Consider the following 17,619-nt stretch of genomic DNA (forward strand, 5'->3'; position numbering starts at 1 on the left):
GCCAAATTGTCGGTATGGCACGCGTACATACTGCGTGCATACGCCAAGCAGGACAGCAAAAAAGCACCAGCCCGGGCGGGCGGTGCCTTTTGGAGCGTCAGGCAGCGGCGATTGCCGCTCTGGTTTTGTGGGGCTACGCCCGTTCGCCGGCGAAAGTCGTCCACTGGACGACTTTCGGGAGACCCGCTCACCCCTTCATGCTGTCCCAGAAGGATTTGACCGACGAGAAGAAGGTCTTGGATTCGGGGTTGTTGTCTTCGCTCAGGTCTGCGAATTCGCGCAGCAGTTCCTTTTGGCGGCTGGTCAGGTTGACCGGGGTTTCCACGGCCAGTTCGATGAACATGTCGCCGATGCCACCGCCGCGCAGGGCGGGCATGCCCTTGCCGCGCAGGCGCATCTGGCGACCCGACTGGCTGCCGGAGGGGATCTTGACCCGGCCCCGGCCACCGTCAATCGTGGGCACTTCGATGTCGCCGCCCAGCGCGGCCTTGGCCATGCTGACCGGAACCCGGCAATAGAGGTTGGTGCCGTCGCGTTCGAACAGCTCGTGGGCCTGGACCTCGACAAAGATGTAGAGGTCGCCCGGAGGTCCGCCGCGCATGCCTGCTTCGCCTTCGCCGGCCAAACGGATGCGGGTGCCGGTTTCGACCCCCGGAGGGATGTTGACGTTCAGCGCGCGGTCTTTTTCGACCCGGCCCTGACCGTGACAGGAATTGCACGGGTTCTTGATGATCTGGCCCAGACCCGAACAGGTCGGGCAGGTGCGTTCGACGGTAAAGAACCCCTGTTGCGCACGCACCTTGCCCATGCCGGAACAGGTCGGGCAGGTGGTCGGCTCGGCACCGCCTTCGGCCCCGGTGCCGTCGCAGGACGAACAGGCCACTGCGGTGGGCACATTGATGGTTTTTTGCAGACCGGCAAACGCCTCTTCCATCGAGATGCGCAGGTTGTAGCGCAGATCCGATCCGCGCGCCGCGCGCCGACCGCCGCCGCGTTGCTGTCCGCCCATGAAATCGCCGAACAGGTCGTCGAACACATCGGAAAAGGCGGATGAGAAATCGCCGCCGCCATGGCCGTGACCGGGGCGCGCTCCGCCGCCGCCGCCCATGCCGCCTTCGAATGCGGCATGGCCAAAGCGGTCATACGCAGCTTTCTTGTCCGCGTCCTTGAGTACCTCATAGGCCTCGTTGGCCTCTTTGAACTGGGATTCGGCCGCTGGATTGTCGGCGTTGCGATCCGGATGCAGTTCCTTGGCCTTGGTGCGGTATGCTTTTTTGATTTCGTCGGGGGATGCGCCTTTGGACAGGCCAAGCACGTCATAGAAATCACGTTTTGACATCTTAATGTCCTCCTGCCTGAACGTCAGAGGGCCGACCCGGTGATCGGGCCGGCCCGTCCGCGTTCAGATTCGCGCGTTACGCACGCTTGTCATCGTCCAGGTCTTCGAACTCGGCGTCGACGATGTCATCGTCCCCGCCGGCCGAAGCAGAATCAGCGGCGGCGGGCTCGTCCTCGGACTCCTGGCTCGCCTTGTAGATCGCTTCGCCCAGCTTCATCGCCGCTTCGGTGACGTTCTGGATGCCGGACTTGATCTTGTCGACCTTGTCGGTTTCCAGCTCGTCCTTGAGCGCGGCAATGGCCAGTTCGATCGCCTCGACGGTGGTCGGGTCGACCTTGTCGGAATGCTCTTCCACCGATTTCTCGGTCGAGTGGATGAGGCTTTCTGCCTGGTTTCTGGCCTCGATCAGCTCGCGGCGTTCCTTGTCCGCTTCGGCGTTCTCTTCGGCGTCCTTGACCATTTTTTCGATATCTTCATCCGACAGACCACCCGAAGCCTGGATGGTGATCTTTTGTTCCTTGCCGGTGCCCTTGTCGAGCGCGCCGACCGACACGATGCCGTTGGCGTCGATGTCGAACGTCACCTCGATCTGCGGCATGCCGCGCGGGGCCGGGGGGATGTTTTCCAGGTTGAACTGGCCCAGGATCTTGTTGTCGGCTGCCATTTCACGCTCGCCCTGGAACACCCGGATGGTCACGGCGTTCTGGTTGTCTTCGGCGGTCGAAAAAATCTGCGACTTTTTGGTCGGGATCGTGGTGTTGCGGTCGATCAGACGGGTGAACACACCGCCCAGGGTTTCGATACCCAAGGACAGCGGCGTCACGTCCAGCAGAACCACGTCTTTGACGTCGCCCTGAAGAACACCGGCCTGAATGGCGGCGCCCATGGCGACGACTTCGTCGGGGTTCACGCCCTTGTGCGGCTCTTTGCCAAAGAACTTGGTCACTTCTTCGACCACTTTGGGCATCCGGGTCATACCGCCGACCAGAACGATCTCGTCGATCTCGTTGGCGGACATGCCGGCGTCCTTGAGCGCGGCCTGACAGGGTTTCAGCGAGGCCTTGATCAGATCGCCGACCAGCTGCTCGAGTTTGGAGCGGGTCAGTTTCATGACCATGTGCAGCGGCTGGCCACCCTTGGGGTCCATCGAGATGAACGGCTGGTTGATTTCGGTCTGGTTGGCGCTGGACAGTTCGATCTTGGCTTTTTCGGCAGCCTCTTTCAGCCGCTGCAGAGCCATCTTGTCCTTGGTCAGGTCGACGCCGTTTTCCTTTTTGAACTCGCCCGCCAGATAGTTGACGATGCGCATGTCAAAGTCTTCGCCACCCAGGAAGGTGTCGCCATTGGTCGATTTGACCTCGAACAATCCGTCGTCGATTTCAAGGATGGTCACGTCGAACGTGCCGCCGCCCAGGTCATAAACCGCGATGGTGTGGGTGTTTTCCTTGTCCAGACCATAGGCCAGAGCGGCTGCGGTCGGTTCGTTGATGATGCGCAGCACTTCGAGACCGGCGATCTTGCCGGCGTCTTTGGTGGCCTGACGCTGGGCGTCGTTGAAATAGGCCGGGACGGTGATGACCGCCTGCGTGACCTCTTCACCGAGATAGCTTTCGGCGGTTTCTTTCATCTTGCCCAGGATGAAGGCGGAGATTTGGCTGGGGCTGTATTTCTCGCCCTTGGCCTGAACCCACGCGTCGCCATTGCCGCCATCGATCACGGCGAAGGGCAGGTTTTTCTTGTCCTTGGCCAGATCCTTGTCGTCGTTGCGGCGACCGATCAGGCGCTTGACGCCGAAAATGGTGTTGTCCGGGTTGGTGACGGCCTGACGCTTGGCAGGTTGGCCGACCAGACGCTCGTCATCGGTAAACGCGACGATGGACGGTGTGGTGCGGGCCCCTTCGGCGTTTTCGATCACGCGCGGCTGGCTGCCGTCCATGATGGCGACGCAGCTGTTGGTGGTACCCAGGTCGATTCCGATTACTTTGCTCATTTTTGATCCCTTTTGTCGTTCAAGGCGATGACCCGAGGCCTGAACCCGTTATGGCATCCCGACCCCGATTGCGGTGCCGGATGCTGCTTTGATGCAACCGGCGTCTGGGCGTATATAGGGAGCGCGAAACCGGCCTGCAACCATCGTTGAGGTCAGGATTTCAGGAATTTGCGCGGATAATCGACGGGTTTTTTCTCAAAGGTGGGTGGCGGCGGATGACACGGCTGGATTTGCGCGGCGTCGCGATCTTTAAAGGGTGGCTGGATCCCGGGCGTCAAGCCGATGTGGTTGCGGCGGTGCGCGGGGTGGTTGCGGCGGCACCGCTGTTCAGCCCGGACACGCCGTATGGGCGGCCGATGACGGTGCGGATGACCTCAGCCGGTGCGTTTGGCTGGATCTCGGACCGGACCGGGTATCGCTATGCGCTGCAGCATCCGAGCGGGGTGCGCTGGCCGCCGATACCAGATGCCATCCTTCGGATCTGGGACGAGGTCACCGGGCTTGCGCGCAGACCGGAATGTTGCCTGATCAACTGGTATGGCGAAGGCGCGCGGATGGGGTTGCATCAGGATCGCGACGAGGCCGATTTCACCTGGCCGGTGGTATCGGTGTCGCTGGGGGATGACGGGCTGTTTCGCATTGGCAGCACGACACGCGGGGGGCGGACCGAATCGATCTGGCTGACGTCGGGGGATGTGGTGGCGATGGGGGGAGACGCGCGGCTGATCTATCACGGGGTCGACCGGATCCGGTTCGGATCGTCCCGGTTGCTGCCACGTGGCGGACGGATCAATCTGACGCTGCGGGTGGTGACGTGACCCGGGGCCACAACGCCGCGGGCGTGCGGCCGGATCCGGTCAGCGTCGTGCGCCCCAGCTGAGGGAGGCGTGGCGGCGGGTATAGAACTCGCCCATCAGGCCCAGCATGAGCAACACCACCCCGACCCACAGGGCGTAGTGCCAGTTGCTGTAATGCGGGTTGTAGTTGATGAAGACAAAGCCGCGCGCCTGGTCGATGGCGTGAAACAGCGGGTTCCAGTCGAACATCGCCAGCATGAAAGCGGGCAGGGTGTTGGCGAGAAACATCTTACCCGACGCAATCATGTTGGCGCGTTGATAGATCGTGGTCATGACGCCCACGGCGGTTGGAAACCAGGGTTTGAGCACCAGAAAGATCAGCCCGACCCCGCAGCCGGTGAACCAGGCCAGCAGCAGCATGCCGAATGCGGCGGCGGGATCTTCGATATGAACCGGGGTGAAGGCGACATGGTAGATGTAGAGGATCACGAACATCGACAGCACCTGTACATAAAGCGAAGACAGGGCGGCAGCCGAAATGGCGATAAACGTGTTCATCGGGGCATGTTGCATCATTGCCGAATTCGGCCCTTCGGCCCCGGCGACGGCGCCTACTGCCTTGGTGTGGCACATGAACAGGAAAATGCCGGACATCACGTAAAGCAGGAAATCGCCGCGCACTGCCGAACTGCGCAGGCCCAGAATGATGAACATGAAATAGAACGCCAGCACGAACACCACCACCTGCAGCATGTTCAGCCCGATGGCGACGAGGGCGTTATTGTGTTTCTTGCGCACGCTGCGCACGCTCGAATGAAAGATCAGTTCGAGAATCTGCGCGGCACTTGCCAGCCTGGTGCGTCGTTGTGCGTATTGAAACATCTTGTCCTGACCCTGTGACACGCAGAGCATGGCAGGGAAATCTTGCTGATCCGTTGCCAACTGAGCATAAGAGGGCAAAAGCCACTAATCAACGAACCAAACCTGCATCGGAGCCTTTGCTTGACCCATGACAGTCTGATACCCGTGATCCGCCGCCTCGCCATTGAGGCCGGAGAGAAGATCATGGAGATTTACCAGTCCGAAGATTTTGACGTCAAGGTCAAGTCCGATGACAGCCCGGTGACGGCGGCGGACGAGGCGGCGGACGCGATCATCTCGGCCGGGCTGCGCGCGGCGTTTCCCGATGTGATGTTGGTGACCGAGGAACAGGCGGACAGCCACAGTACACGGAGCGACACGTTCCTGATTGTCGATCCGCTGGATGGCACCAAGGAATTCATTCATCGGCGCGGCGAGTTTACCGTGAACATCGCACTGGTGGAAAAGGGCGTACCGACGCGCGGTGTGGTCTATGCCCCGGCCAAGCAGCGGATGTTTTATACGCTGGCCGACGGGCAGTCGGTCGAGGAGACCGGGGATCTGAACCTGGATCAGGCCGGGCCGACCCGTGCCATACATGTCTCGGACGCGGACAATGGCGCATTGATGGTGGTGGCCAGCAAGTCGCATCGCGATCAGGCGACGGACGACTATATCAGCAAGTATAACGTCAAGGACATGAAAAGCGCCGGATCGTCGCTGAAATTCTGTCTGGTGGCCACCGGCGAGGCCGATCTGTACCCCCGCGTCGGGCGCACGATGGAGTGGGACACGGCGGCCGGCCATGCGGTTCTGGCCGGTGCGGGCGGGCAGGTGGTGCGGTTCGACGATCACAGCCCGCTGGTCTATGGCAAGGCGGGATATGCCAACCCGTTCTTTATCGCCCATGCGCCGGGCGTCGATCTGAAGGAGGCGTGATGTCGGTTCTGGTTGCGATCCCCGCCCGCTATGCCTCGACCCGCTATCCCGGCAAGCCGTTGGTGCCGCTGACCGGCGCGACGGGGCACAAACGCAGCCTGGTCGAACGCTCTTGGCGAGCGGCGCAGGCCGTGTCGGGGGTGGACCGCGTGGTTGTGGCCACCGATGACGACCGGATCCGCGTGGCCTGCGAAGCGTTTGGCGCCGAGGTGGTGATGACCTCGCCCGACTGCGCCAATGGCACCGAGCGCTGCGCCGAGGCGCATGCGGCGCTGGGCGGAAGGTATGAGATCGTGGTGAACCTGCAGGGGGATGCGCCGCTGACTCCGCACTGGTTCGTCGAGGATCTGGTGGCCGGGCTGCGGGCGGCACCGGAGGCCGGGGTGGCCACTCCGGTGCTGCGGTGTGATGGGGCGGCGTTGAACGGGTTTCTGGCCGACCGGCGCGCCGGGCGGGTCGGGGGCACTACGGCGGTTTTTGCCGCCGATCACGGCGCGATGTATTTCTCGAAAGAAGTGATCCCCTATACCGCGCAGACTTATGCCGATGCTGCGGAGACGCCGGTGTTTCACCATGTCGGCGTCTATGCCTATCGTCCGGATGCGCTGGCGGCCTATTCCGGCTGGCCGACAGGCCCGCTGGAGCGGTTGGAAGGGCTTGAGCAGCTGCGATTCATGGAAAACGGACGCAAGGTGCTGTGTGTCGAGGTGGACGCGAAGGGGCGGCAATTCTGGGAGTTGAACAATCCCGAAGACGTGCCGAAACTGGAGACCATGATGCGCCAGATGGGGTTGGAATAGCCACCCGGCAGGATGGCAGCAAACTGCCTGTCGTTTCTGTCGCGGTTGTTCGCAAACCCCGGTGGATCTATGATGGTGGGCGGGATGGCGCGGCTTTGCATGGCCACCAATGCGAACAAAGGGACCGCCAATGCGGCAATCAACCGAAACGTGCATTTTGCAGGCTTTCGTGCTAGGCGATTCGGGCGCGGTGCGAGACTTTTGTCAAATCCGACTATCAATTGCCGGTAACCGGTGCGGGTATCAATGAAGCGCAAACCAAATGCGTGTAGCAGTACAGGACGGTATTCCGGCCCCGTTCGAAAACAGTCAAGGAAGACCCATGGGTAAAAAAGTAACGAAGGCGATTTTTCCGGTTGCGGGAATGGGAACGCGGTTCCTGCCGGCGACCAAATCCGTTCCCAAGGAAATCATGACCCTGGTCGACCGGCCGCTTGTGCAATACGCCATCGACGAGGCGCGCGCGGCGGGGATCAAGGAATTCATCTTTGTCACCTCCAAGGGCAAGGGTGCGCTGGAGGATTATTTTGACCACTCGCTGATGCTGGAGCAGGAACTGCGCCGCAAGGGCAAGACCGAGCTGCTGGAGGTGCTGAAAGCCACCAACATGGAAAGCGGCGCGATTGCATATATCCGCCAGCACAAGGCGTTGGGGCTGGGCCACGCGGTCTGGTGCGCGCGCCGCCTGATCGCCAACGAACCCTTTGCGGTCATTCTGCCCGATGACGTGATTGCCGCCGAGAAACCCTGTTTGCAGCAGATGGTCGAGGCCTATGAGGAAACCGGTGGCAATATGGTTGCCGCGATGGAGGTTCCGCCGGAAAAGGCCGGTGCCTATGGCGTGCTGGACGTGCGGGAAGACATGGGGTCGATCGTGTCGGTCAAGGGCATGGTCGAAAAGCCCGAAGCGGATAAGGCGCCGTCGAATCTGGCGGTGATCGGGCGGTATATCCTGAGCCCATCGGTTCTGAGGAACCTGAATCAGATGAAGCAGGGCGCGGGTGGAGAAATTCAGCTGACCGATGCCATCGCGCAGGATATCGGCACCGAGAACACGGTGTTTGGATTCCGGTTTCGCGGTCAGCGATTTGACTGTGGCTCCAAGGCGGGCTTTCTGCAGGCGACCGTCGCCTTTGCCCTGGCGCGCGACGATCTGCGCGACGACCTGTCGCGCTATCTGCGCGAAGTGATTCAGCTTGACAAGGCTGCCGAGTAACGGCCCACGGAGACCAAGTGTGAAGTATGTACTGGTGACCGGCGGCGCGGGCTATATCGGCTCGCACGCCTGCAAAGCGTTGAAATCCGCCGGCTATGTGCCGGTGACCTACGACAATCTGGTGACGGGCTGGCAGGATGCGGTCAAATTTGGTCCGTTCGAGCGCGGCGACCTGCTGGATCGGGCCCGGCAGGATCAGGTATTCGCGCAATACCGGCCGGTCGCGGTGGTGCATTTTGCCGCCCTCAGCCAGGTCGGCGAGGCGATGGCGGAGCCGGGCCGCTATTGGCGCAACAACGTCGAAGGATCCCTGACCCTGATCGAGGCGGCGGTGGCGGCGGGCTGCCTGGACTTTGTGTTTTCATCGACCTGCGCCACCTATGGCGAGCATGACAACGTGGTGCTGGACGAAGACACGCCGCAGATGCCGCTGAATGCCTATGGTGCCAGCAAACGGGCGATCGAGGATATTCTGCGCGATTTCGAGGCGGCATATGGGTTGCGCAGCGTGATCTTTCGCTATTTCAACGTGGCCGGCGCCGACCCCGAGGGCGAAGTGGGCGAATTCCACCGCCCGGAAACCCATCTGGTGCCGCTGATGCTGGATGCAATCGACGGCAAGCGCGATGCGCTGACGGTGTTCGGCACCGATTACGACACGCCCGACGGCACCTGCATCCGCGATTATGTGCATGTCTGCGATCTGGTGGACGCGCATGTTCTGGGGTTGAAATGGCTGCGGGATGGCAAGGGCAGTCGGGTGTTCAACCTGGGCACCGGCAGCGGGTTTTCGGTGCGCGAGGTGATCGACCAGTCCCGCAGCGTAACCAATCGCGAGGTGCCCTTTGTGATCGGGCCGCGCCGGGGCGGGGATTGTACAAAGCTGGTATCGGGTTCGGTCCGGGCAGAACGCGAACTGGGCTGGTCGCCGTCGCGTTCGACGCTGGGCCGGATGATCGCTGATGCCTGGCGCTGGCATCAGTCGGGGCATTACGAAAGCTGACGGGATGATGCCACAGCCCGCCGCCGCGATGCCGTCGCTGACCGCCTGGGAGGCCTACCGGATGCGGTGGAAACGGCGGCGGCTGTTGTGGCGGTCCTGGCGCGGCCGCCATCAGCTGCGTGCGGTGACGGACCGGACCGATCGGATTGGGCCGGGCGATATTCTGGCGGTGTCGGTGATGCGCAACGAGATCGGCCGCTTGCTATTTTTCCTGTCGCACTACCGCCGTATTGGCGTCGGGCACTTCCTGATCGTGGACAATGACAGCGACGATGGCAGCGCTGAGTTGCTGGCCGCGCAGCCGGATGTTTCGGTGTGGCACACGCCGCACAGTTATCGCGATGCGCGGTTCGGGCTGGACTGGCTGACATGGTTGCAGATGCGATACGCCCACGATCATTGGTGCCTGATGACCGATGCGGACGAGCTGTTGATCTATGCGCATCATGACAGTCGCGGGTTGGGAGCGCTGACAGATTGGCTGCAGGCGCAGGGGCAGGATAGTTTTGGCGCGATAATGCTGGACCTGTTTCCCAAGGGGCGGCTGGGGGCTGCGACCCATGTGCCGGGGCAAAACCCGGTCGAGAGCCTGAACTGGTTCGATCCGGGTCCGTACCGCGCCCAGCGGCAACGCCCGATGGGCAATCTGTGGCTGCAGGGCGGCACGCGGGAGCGGGTATTCTTTGCCGATCAGCCGCAGCGCGCACCGACCCTGAACAAGTTGCCTCTGGTGCGGTGGAACCGGCGGTACGCCTATGTCAATTCCAGCCATGCGCTGCTGCCGCCGCAGCTGAACCAGACCTATGACGGGCCTGGGGGGACGCAGCCTTCGGGTGTGCTGTTGCACAGCAAGTTTCTGCCCGAGGCCGTCGACAGGGCCGTGATTGAAAAGCAGCGCCAACAGCACTTCCACAACCCGCCCCGGTTTGACGACTATTACGACAAGCTGGCGAATGACCCCGACCTTTGGCATCCGGGCGCGCAGCGGTTGCGGGATTGGCGACAACTGGTGGCGTTGGGGCTGATGAAAACCGGCGCGTGGTAAAGGCAACAGGCCAGAACCCGGTAACAATTCCCCCTTGCCTTGTAACGCTTTCTAAATTTTATGCTTTGTACAAGGGGCGGGTGCCATTTTGTGCATCACGGTTGCGGGTGCTTTGACAGCCGCACCAAAATACAGCGGCGTACAATTTTCTATGTGGCCTTATCTGGCGGGGTTAGTGCGAGTTGAGCCTTTGGGAGTCTTATCAGATGCGGGTGCGGCGGCGGCGCCGTCTGTTGCGTGCCGCGTGGAAATCCAGAGAGCTGCAGGCAGTGCAAGACCGCACCGGACGGATCCGACCCGGTGATGTTCTGTTGTTCAGCACGGTGCGGAACGAGCATATCCGACTACCCTATTTCCTGAATTACTATCGCGATCTGGGCGTCGATCACTTTCTGTTCGTGGACAATGGCAGCGACGATGGCACCGGCGATTTTCTGGCCCAGCAGACGGATGTGTCGTTGTGGCAAACCGATGGCAGCTATGCGGGCGCGACCTTTGGCGTGGATTGGCAGAACGGATTGCTGCGCAGATATGGCAACGGCCACTGGACGCTGATGGTCGATCCGGATGAATTTCTGGTCTATCCGTTCTGTGATACCCGACCGATCCGGGCCTTGACCGACTGGCTGGACGATTCCGCGCTTCGCAGTTTCAGTGCCATGCTGCTGGATATGTATCCCAGGGGGCGCCTCGACGAACATCCCTATGCAACCGGGCAGGATCCGTTCGAAATCGCCGCGTGGTTCGACAGCGGCAACTATACGCTGAAGAAGAACCCGGTTTATGGCAATTTGTGGATTCAGGGTGGTCCGCGCGGTCGGATGTTCTTTGCCGACAGCCCGGAAAAAGCCCCGGCTTTGAACAAGATTCCGCTGGTGAAATGGCACTGGCGGTATGCCTATGTCAGCTCGACCCATGCGCTGCTGCCGCGCGGGCTGAACCATGTCTTTGAAGACTGGGGCGGGGAGAAGGCCAGCGGTGTGCTGCTGCATGCCAAGTTTCTGGATACATTTGCGCAAAAGGCGACCGAAGAGCTGGAGCGCAACGCGCATTATGCCGAATCTTCAGAGTATCAGGCCTATGCCAGCCGACTGAAAGCGCATCCCGATCTGTGGTGCAAATGGAGCGAAAAATACCGCAACTGGCATCAGCTTGAGGATCTGGGGCTGATCTCTAAAGGGAACTGGGCATGAGCGTCGGAATTGCCATGCTGGTGCATCGCGATCTGGAACGCGCCGAGCAGGTGGCGCGGCACTGGACCGCGGGCGGTTGCCCGGTGGTGCTGCATGTGGACAGCAATGTGCCGCGCGCACAATTTCAGGCTTTTCACGATACGCTTGCCGACGATCCGCTGGTGCGGTTCTGCGAACGGCATCGCTGTGAGTGGGGCACCTGGGGAATTGTTGCGGCCTCGCAGTCGGCTTCGGCGATGATGTTGGACAGCTTTGCCGGCGTGCATCACGTCTATCTGGCCTCGGGGTCCTGTCTGCCGCTGCGTCCGGTACGGGAGCTGGTCGCGTATCTGGCTGCACGTCCGCGCACCGATTTTATTGAGAGCGCAACGACATCGGATGTTTCGTGGACGGTGGGCGGGCTGGACATCGAACGGTTCACCTTGCGGTTTCCTTTTTCGTGGAAGAAGAACCGCCGCCTGTTTGACCGTTATGTTCAGCTGCAACGCCGCCTTCGGGTGCGGCGGCGGATTCCCGAAGAGTTGGTGCCGCATATGGGCAGCCAGTGGTGGTGTCTGACCCGCCAGACCCTGTCGGCGATCCTGCAGGACCCGGAACGCAGCCGGTATGAGCGTTACTTTCGACGCGTTTGGATTCCGGATGAAAGCTATTACCAGACTCTGGCGCGGCGCTATTCCAGCAATATTGAAAGCCGGTCTCTGACCCTGTCCAAGTTCGATCATCAGGGCAAGCCGCATGTGTTCTATGACGATCACCTGCAATTGCTGCGGCGGTCGGACTGTTTCGTGGCGCGCAAGATCTGGCCCGGCGCAGGCCGGTTGTACGAGGCGTTCCTGACCGGCAGGGCGGGCGCGATGACACCGGCCGAACCGATGCCGGGCAAGATCGACCGCGTTTTTGCTAGAGCTGCCGAGCGGCGCACGCGCGGGCGACCGGGCCTGTACATGCACAGCCGGATGCCGCGTCCGGGGCGCGAGCATGGCGTGACCGCAGGCCCATATTCGGTGTTTCAGGGTTTTGTGGATCTGTTTGCCGATTTCGAACGCTGGCTGGCCAAGGGAACCAAGGCCCGGGTGCATGGGCATCTGTTTGCGCCGGAAGGTGCGGCATTTTCAGGGCGCGAGGCGGTGTTTACCGGCGGGCTGTGTGCAGGGGCGATGCAGCGCGATTACGCGCCGCAATCCTTTCTGACCAATCTGATCTGGAATACCCGCGGCGAGCGGCAATGTTTCCAGTTCGGCCCTGCTGACAATCAGGGGATCGCCGGCCTGATGGCGCGGGATCCGAATGCACAGATTTCGGTCATTTCAGGTGCCTGGGCGGTGCCGTTGTTTCGGTCCAACCGAAATTTTGCCGATCTTCGCAAAGAGGCCGCGCGCCTGCAGAAGATCGAGCGCAGACATCTTGCGCTCTTGCGGGCCGCTGAAACCAAAGCCAGGGTTCGCATCTGGACGCTGGCCGAATTCATCGAGGCGCCGATGGAGCATCTGCAGCAGATCACCGATGAGATCTGTCCCGAACGTCGGAAAGGGCTGGCGGAGGCGCCGACAATGAATGATCTGGCGGGATTCGGCCAATTTCTGCAAAACCTCAAGAACCAGGGAATGCATCCGCATCTGATGGGCGATTTCCCGACCAAGACGGTGCCGGTCAATCCTCCGACAGCGGTTCGCAAACCCTATCTGGTGCGGTAGGCGGGGATGTCCGGGCCTTTCGATTATTTCGTACTGTTCGCCGAGATGCGCACCGGGTCGAATTTTCTTGAATCCAACCTGAATGCGCTGGGCGATGTGGCCTGTTTTGGAGAAGCGTTCAATCCGCATTTCATCGGCTATCCCAACCGGGCCGAAATCCTGGGCATCACCCGCGAAGAACGCGACGCAGCGCCTGAAAAACTGATCGCGGCGATTCGGGATGTGCCCGGCACGCTTGGCGGATTTCGGTACTTTCACGATCATGACCCGCGGGTGCTGGACCGGGTGCTGAACGATCCGCGCTGCGGCAAGATCGTCCTGACCAGAAACCCGCTCGACAGCTATGTGTCGTGGAACATCGCCAGGGCCACGGGGCAATGGAAGCTGACCAATGTCAAGCGCCGCAAGGATGCAAGGGTCGCGTTCGACCCGATTGAATTTTCCCGGCATGTGCAGGACTTGCAGGCGTTTCAGGTCACGCTTCTGAACCGTTTGCAGCGTAGCGGGCAGACGGGCTTTTATGTCGCATACGAAGACCTGCAGGATGTCGCCGTGATGAACGGGCTGGCCCGTTGGCTGGGCGCGGTCGATCGGCTTGAGCGATTGGACACGTCGCTGAAGCGGCAGAATCCGGGTGCCATCGGGGATAAGGTGTCGAACCCGGAAGAGATGGCCGCGGCGCTGGGCGGGTTGGACCGGTTCAACCTGACACGCACGCCCAGCTTTGAACCCCGGCGCGGGGCGGCGATACCTTTTCAAGTGGCAGCGGCGCAGACGCCGCTGTTGTACATGCCGGTGCGCGGCGGACCAGAAGCCGCGATTGCGCGTTGGCTGGCCGCGCTGGATGGCGGGTCGGTGGCGGATCTGACGACGGGCATGAACCAGAAACGGCTGCGCCAATGGAAGCGCAAACACCCCAACCACCGCAGCTTTACCGTATTGCGCCACCCTTTGGCGCGGGCGCATGCGGTGTTCTGTTCCTGTATCCTGAGCACTGAAAAGGTCGAATTTTCCCAGATCCGTGAAACCCTGCGGAGCCGGTTCAGGCTGAAGATTCCGAAAGGCGATGTGGGCACCGGATACACTGTGCAGCAGCACCGCGCCGCGTTCGAGGCCTTTCTGGAGTTCGCGCGAGCCAGCATATCCGGGCAGACCGCGATTCGGTTGAATGCGGCCTGGGCGACGCAATCGTCCGCATTGGCCGGATTCTCCGGTTTTGCGCAGCCTGACTTTGTTCTGCGCGAGGAGGAACTACCCGAGATGGTACAGGTTTTGGCGCGCCTGGTGGGGCGGGACGTGGCGCCACCCGTTCCCGAAACGCCGCAGGATACGCCATTTGCCCTGAGCGATATCCATGATCAGGCGCTCGAAGCGCTGGTGGCGGATGTCTATCAGCGCGATTACATGATGTTCGGATTCGGCCCGTGGCGGGCAGCCTGACGCGTTTTGACCTGAAGCTGACGCACTTGTCGCTTCCACACGCCGTTGGCTCGAACGTGAATTGCGATGTTTGACGCTCCGGGCCAAAGCCGAAACGCTTTAGGGCCGCAAGTGGCTCAGGCGGCCTGAGTCGATTGTGCTTCGGTTAGGAGCGCATACAGGGTTGTCGGTTCGGGATTGGCGCGCAGTTTCGAACACAGTGCGGGCTCGCGCAGGGTGCGCGAGACCAGGGCCAGAGCCTTGAGATGCTCGACTCCGGCGTCCTCGGGGGCAAACAGCGCAAAGGCGATATCCACCGGCTGACGGTCCACCGAGCCAAAGTCGATGGGTTTCTCAAGCATGATGAACACACCGACCACGCGCTCGAGCCCGTCGAGACGGGCATGGGGCAGGGCGACACCATGCCCGACGCCCGTCGGTCCCAGGCTTTCGCGTTCAAGCAGGGCCTCGACAGTGGCGGAAGCGTCCAGCCCATAGGTGCTGTGTGCGACATCGCCCAGCTCCTGAAACAGGCGCTTTTTGCTGGACGCGGCCGCGAACACCTTTACCGCTGCGGGCTTGAGGATTCTGGATAGCTCCATCTTCGCTCTCTCCTCTGGGGCACCTGACGATGCACAGGATCAATCTGCGGCGATCAGGGGTCGATCCATCCGATGTTGCCATCGTCGCGGCGGTACACCACGTTCACCCCATTCTTGCCTTCGTTGCGAAAAACCAGGACAGGTGCGCCCGCCAGCTCCATTTGCATCACCGCTTCGCCCACAGACAACGAAGGTATCTGTGTTTCCATCTCGGCGACGATGATGGGTTGCAGCGAGGCAGGCTCGGCATCCTCGGCCTGTTCTTCCGAGGCGAGGATATACGAGGACGCTCCGAAGAGTTCAACCGGTTCCGCGCGGTCTTTGTGATGATCTTTCAACCTGCGCTTGTAGCGGCGCAGTTGCTTTTCCATCTTTTCGGCACAGTTCTCGAACGCGGCATAGATTTCATGCGCATGCGCCCTGGCGGTTGCGTTCAGGCCTGTGGACAGATGAATGGTTGCCTCGCAGACATATTCGCTGGCCGAGCGGGAAAAGATCACGTTGGCGTCAGTCGGACGCTCCGCGTATTTTTGAACAACAGCGTTCAGTTCGGTTTGGACATGTGTTTGCAGGGCCTCGCCGATGTCGATCTGTTTTCCGCTGATTTGGTAACGCATATGTTCTCCTTCACTTGTGTCACCCGGCGCCTTGGCGGGTCTAGTCCGCGTGGGGTCAACGTCGGATGAGGAAAATTGGCAATGCCCGATGTTGCGTATGGTCCTGGCCTACGCCGAAGGGTCGATCCGAGACTGCATCAGACGGTGCATGTGCCATGACCCCATTTGAGGCGACAGTCAGGGCAACTGTCAATGCAAAGCAACGTCATTTTTTTGATTCCGGATGTGTGGGCGGCATGTCGGCTCAGGAAATGCGGAAGTTCTCGCCCAGATAGACGCGGCGCACGTTTTCGTTTTCCACCACTTCGGCCGGAGTTCCGGACATCAGCACCTGGCCATCGTGCAGGATATAGGCGCGGTCGACGATTTCCAGTGTTTCGCGCACGTTGTGATCGGTGATCAGCACCCCGATGCCGCGCTTTTTCAGGTCGGCCACCAGATGGCGGATATCGCCAACCGAAATCGGATCGACCCCGGCAAAGGGTTCGTCCAACAGCAGATATTTCGGGTCCGCGGCCAGGCAGCGGGCGATTTCCACCCGGCGGCGTTCGCCGCCCGACAGGGCAAGGGCCGGAGCGCGGCGCAGATGTTCGATCGAGAAATCCGACAGCAGCTCTTCGAGCCGTTCGCGGCGTTTGTGGTGATCGCGGTGGGTGATGTCGAGAACCGCAGAGATATTGTCTTCGACGCTCAGGCCCCGGAATATCGACATTTCCTGCGGCAGATAGCCGATTCCAAGCCGCGCGCGGCGATACATCGGCAGCGTGGTTACCGGCTGCCCGTCGATGGTGACGCTGCCGGCTTCGGGAAAAACCAGCCCGGCGATGGCATAGAATGTCGTGGTCTTGCCCGACCCGTTCGGCCCCAGCAGGGCGGCGACCTGGCCGCGCTCGACCGACATGGTGACATCGCGAATCACCACTTTCTTGCGAAAGGACTTGCGCAGATGTTCCATGCGCAGGCCGGATGATCCGGTGGTGACGGTCAGGTCGGGCGTATTCATTCGTTGTCGTCCGCCTGCAGGATGGTCTTGACCCGGCCAGCCATATTGGCGGTGCCGGTAGTCAGGTTCACCGTCATCTTGTCAGAGGTCAGCGCGTTTGGACCCTGGGTCAGCAGCACATCGCCCGTCATCACGATCACACCGCTGCCGATGCTGTAATCGGCGCGTTCGGCCTGGGCTGCGTCGGGCCCGTTGACCAGGACCACGTCGCCGACAGCCTCGAGCCGTTCGACACCGCTGTTGTCCTGATTGTAGATCACCAGCACCCGTTTTGCAGACAGGCGCATTTCGCCCTGCCCCACCAGAACATTGCCTTTGAATTCAGCCGAGCCGTCGGATTGGTTGACATCCAGCGTGTCTGCCGTGACTTCGACCGGAAGAGTCGGGTCGGCCTTGATCGCGCCAAAGGCCACCTTGGTGCCTGTCGCCTGCGCCGCTGCCACGCCGGGGGCAAGCAGAAGGCACAGGGCAAGGGCGCTAATACGGTTCACTTATTATCTTTCGGACTGTTTCGGATCGTATATCAGCTTAACGCCATTCTTGAAAAGCATGTGCAGGTCACCATCCCCGCTTTTTGCAGTGATTTGCATCTTTCCTGCGGTCAGATCGCCAATCGGCCCGGTGGCGGTGACCGTTCCGGGGCTCTCGACCTCGATCCCGCTGAGCGCGGCATTCAGGGTATCGGTCAGCACCACCAGCCCCGTGGTGGTGTTGAGGCGCACATTGCCGTCGAAGGTTGCGGTGTCCATGAGCGGATTGAGCGTGCCGCTGTCGGATTTCAAATGGATCTGGCGCCCATCGGCGAGTTTGATCCGGGCCGTCAGGTTGCTGGCGCTGCCGGGCCTGCCCGCTCCGCCGGGCTGAGCGGCATCCGCAGTGACGATGATTTCTTCGCCCTTGGCGGTGGTGCCGGAAAAGAACGGTTTGGTGACCTGTTGGTCCCGCATCCGGTTGGTCAGGTCGGTCTCGGCAAACGGAATGGTGGTGCTGATGTCCTGGCTGCGCGACAGTAGAAACAGCGTCGCCAGAATCGCCAGCGCGGCCAATGGCAGCAGCACCTTGAAAAAGGCCACTGCGCGGGAATATGGGTCCATCGCCGCG

17 protein-coding genes are annotated in these 17,619 nt (G+C 61.3%); 9 read left to right on the plus strand and 8 right to left on the minus strand.

All coding sequences use genetic code 11. The features are described 5' to 3' along the window. Window positions 1-187: 187 nt before the first annotated feature. Window positions 188-1,339 (minus strand): molecular chaperone DnaJ, encoded by a 1,152-nt coding sequence (gene dnaJ, locus NANH_RS0114425; RefSeq protein ID WP_027262682.1) that lies wholly within the window; start codon window positions 1,337-1,339, stop codon window positions 188-190. A gap of 76 nt (window positions 1,340-1,415) precedes the next feature. Continuing rightward, window positions 1,416-3,329 carry a molecular chaperone DnaK gene (dnaK, locus tag NANH_RS0114430; RefSeq protein ID WP_027262683.1) on the minus strand — a complete coding sequence of 638 codons (1,914 nt, stop codon included), beginning with the start codon at window positions 3,327-3,329 and terminating at the stop codon, window positions 1,416-1,418. A 215-nt stretch (window positions 3,330-3,544) separates the two neighbouring features. On the opposite strand from dnaK, the gene NANH_RS0114435 reads away from it, so the two are divergent. After that, window positions 3,545-4,147, plus strand: coding sequence for an alpha-ketoglutarate-dependent dioxygenase AlkB family protein (locus tag NANH_RS0114435; RefSeq protein ID WP_027262684.1), 603 nt, complete (start codon window positions 3,545-3,547; stop codon window positions 4,145-4,147). A gap of 39 nt (window positions 4,148-4,186) precedes the next feature. On the opposite strand, the gene NANH_RS0114440 is transcribed toward NANH_RS0114435, so the two are convergent. Further along, a complete protein-coding gene (locus NANH_RS0114440; protein ID WP_027262685.1) occupies window positions 4,187-5,008 on the minus strand; it encodes an ABC transporter permease in 822 nt (273 codons plus the stop codon). 120 nt (window positions 5,009-5,128) lie between these two features. Between NANH_RS0114440 and cysQ the strand changes: the two genes are divergently transcribed. The 8 genes from cysQ to NANH_RS0114480 all read left to right on the plus strand — a co-directional run bounded on the left by cysQ (window position 5,129) and on the right by NANH_RS0114480 (window position 14,317). Then, window positions 5,129-5,926 carry a 3'(2'),5'-bisphosphate nucleotidase CysQ gene (gene cysQ, locus NANH_RS0114445; protein ID WP_027262686.1) on the plus strand — a complete coding sequence of 266 codons (798 nt, stop codon included), beginning with the start codon at window positions 5,129-5,131 and terminating at the stop codon, window positions 5,924-5,926. Then, window positions 5,926-6,726, plus strand: a complete 801-nt coding sequence (locus tag NANH_RS0114450; RefSeq protein ID WP_027262687.1) for a 3-deoxy-manno-octulosonate cytidylyltransferase — start codon at window positions 5,926-5,928, stop codon at window positions 6,724-6,726. The genes cysQ and NANH_RS0114450 overlap by 1 nt, the downstream gene beginning before the upstream one ends. Window positions 6,727-7,048: 322 nt before the next feature. After that, window positions 7,049-7,942, plus strand: coding sequence for a UTP--glucose-1-phosphate uridylyltransferase GalU (galU, locus tag NANH_RS0114455; RefSeq protein WP_027262688.1), 894 nt, complete (start codon window positions 7,049-7,051; stop codon window positions 7,940-7,942). A gap of 19 nt (window positions 7,943-7,961) precedes the next feature. After that, a complete protein-coding gene (galE, locus tag NANH_RS0114460; protein WP_027262689.1) occupies window positions 7,962-8,945 on the plus strand; it encodes a UDP-glucose 4-epimerase GalE in 984 nt (327 codons plus the stop codon). A 7-nt stretch (window positions 8,946-8,952) separates the two neighbouring features. Next, window positions 8,953-9,990 carry a glycosyltransferase family 2 protein gene (locus NANH_RS0114465; RefSeq protein WP_036050813.1) on the plus strand — a complete coding sequence of 346 codons (1,038 nt, stop codon included), beginning with the start codon at window positions 8,953-8,955 and terminating at the stop codon, window positions 9,988-9,990. Window positions 9,991-10,196: 206 nt separating this feature from the next. Then, window positions 10,197-11,183 (plus strand): glycosyltransferase family 2 protein, encoded by a 987-nt coding sequence (locus NANH_RS0114470; RefSeq protein ID WP_027262691.1) that lies wholly within the window; start codon window positions 10,197-10,199, stop codon window positions 11,181-11,183. Continuing rightward, on the plus strand, window positions 11,180-12,877 hold the full coding sequence (locus NANH_RS0114475) for a DUF5927 domain-containing protein (protein ID WP_027262692.1): 1,698 nt from the start codon (window positions 11,180-11,182) through the stop codon (window positions 12,875-12,877). Before NANH_RS0114470 ends, NANH_RS0114475 begins: the two co-directional genes overlap by 4 nt. A gap of 6 nt (window positions 12,878-12,883) precedes the next feature. Then, window positions 12,884-14,317, plus strand: a complete 1,434-nt coding sequence (locus NANH_RS0114480; RefSeq protein ID WP_027262693.1) for a sulfotransferase family 2 domain-containing protein — start codon at window positions 12,884-12,886, stop codon at window positions 14,315-14,317. Window positions 14,318-14,433: 116 nt separating this feature from the next. On the opposite strand, the gene NANH_RS0114485 is transcribed toward NANH_RS0114480, so the two are convergent. The 5 genes from NANH_RS0114485 to NANH_RS0114505 form a co-directional block, all read right to left on the minus strand. Next, a complete protein-coding gene (locus tag NANH_RS0114485; protein ID WP_027262694.1) occupies window positions 14,434-14,898 on the minus strand; it encodes a PTS sugar transporter subunit IIA in 465 nt (154 codons plus the stop codon). Window positions 14,899-14,951: 53 nt separating this feature from the next. Further along, the gene (gene hpf / locus NANH_RS0114490) at window positions 14,952-15,515 is read right to left on the minus strand and encodes a ribosome hibernation-promoting factor, HPF/YfiA family (protein ID WP_027262695.1); all 564 of its coding nucleotides are present in this window, start codon (window positions 15,513-15,515) and stop codon (window positions 14,952-14,954) included. A 244-nt stretch (window positions 15,516-15,759) separates the two neighbouring features. Continuing rightward, window positions 15,760-16,518 carry an LPS export ABC transporter ATP-binding protein gene (gene lptB, locus NANH_RS0114495; RefSeq protein WP_027262696.1) on the minus strand — a complete coding sequence of 253 codons (759 nt, stop codon included), beginning with the start codon at window positions 16,516-16,518 and terminating at the stop codon, window positions 15,760-15,762. Then, window positions 16,515-17,009, minus strand: coding sequence for an LptA/OstA family protein (locus tag NANH_RS0114500; protein ID WP_074920612.1), 495 nt, complete (start codon window positions 17,007-17,009; stop codon window positions 16,515-16,517). Before NANH_RS0114500 ends, lptB begins: the two co-directional genes overlap by 4 nt. 3 nt (window positions 17,010-17,012) lie before the next feature. Further along, window positions 17,013-17,612, minus strand: a complete 600-nt coding sequence (locus tag NANH_RS0114505; RefSeq protein ID WP_027262698.1) for an LptA/OstA family protein — start codon at window positions 17,610-17,612, stop codon at window positions 17,013-17,015. Between the last annotated feature and the right edge of the window lie 7 nt (window positions 17,613-17,619).

Source organism: Sedimentitalea nanhaiensis DSM 24252 (genome assembly GCF_000473225.1).
GTDB classification, from domain to species: Bacteria; Pseudomonadota; Alphaproteobacteria; order Rhodobacterales; family Rhodobacteraceae; genus Sedimentitalea; species Sedimentitalea nanhaiensis.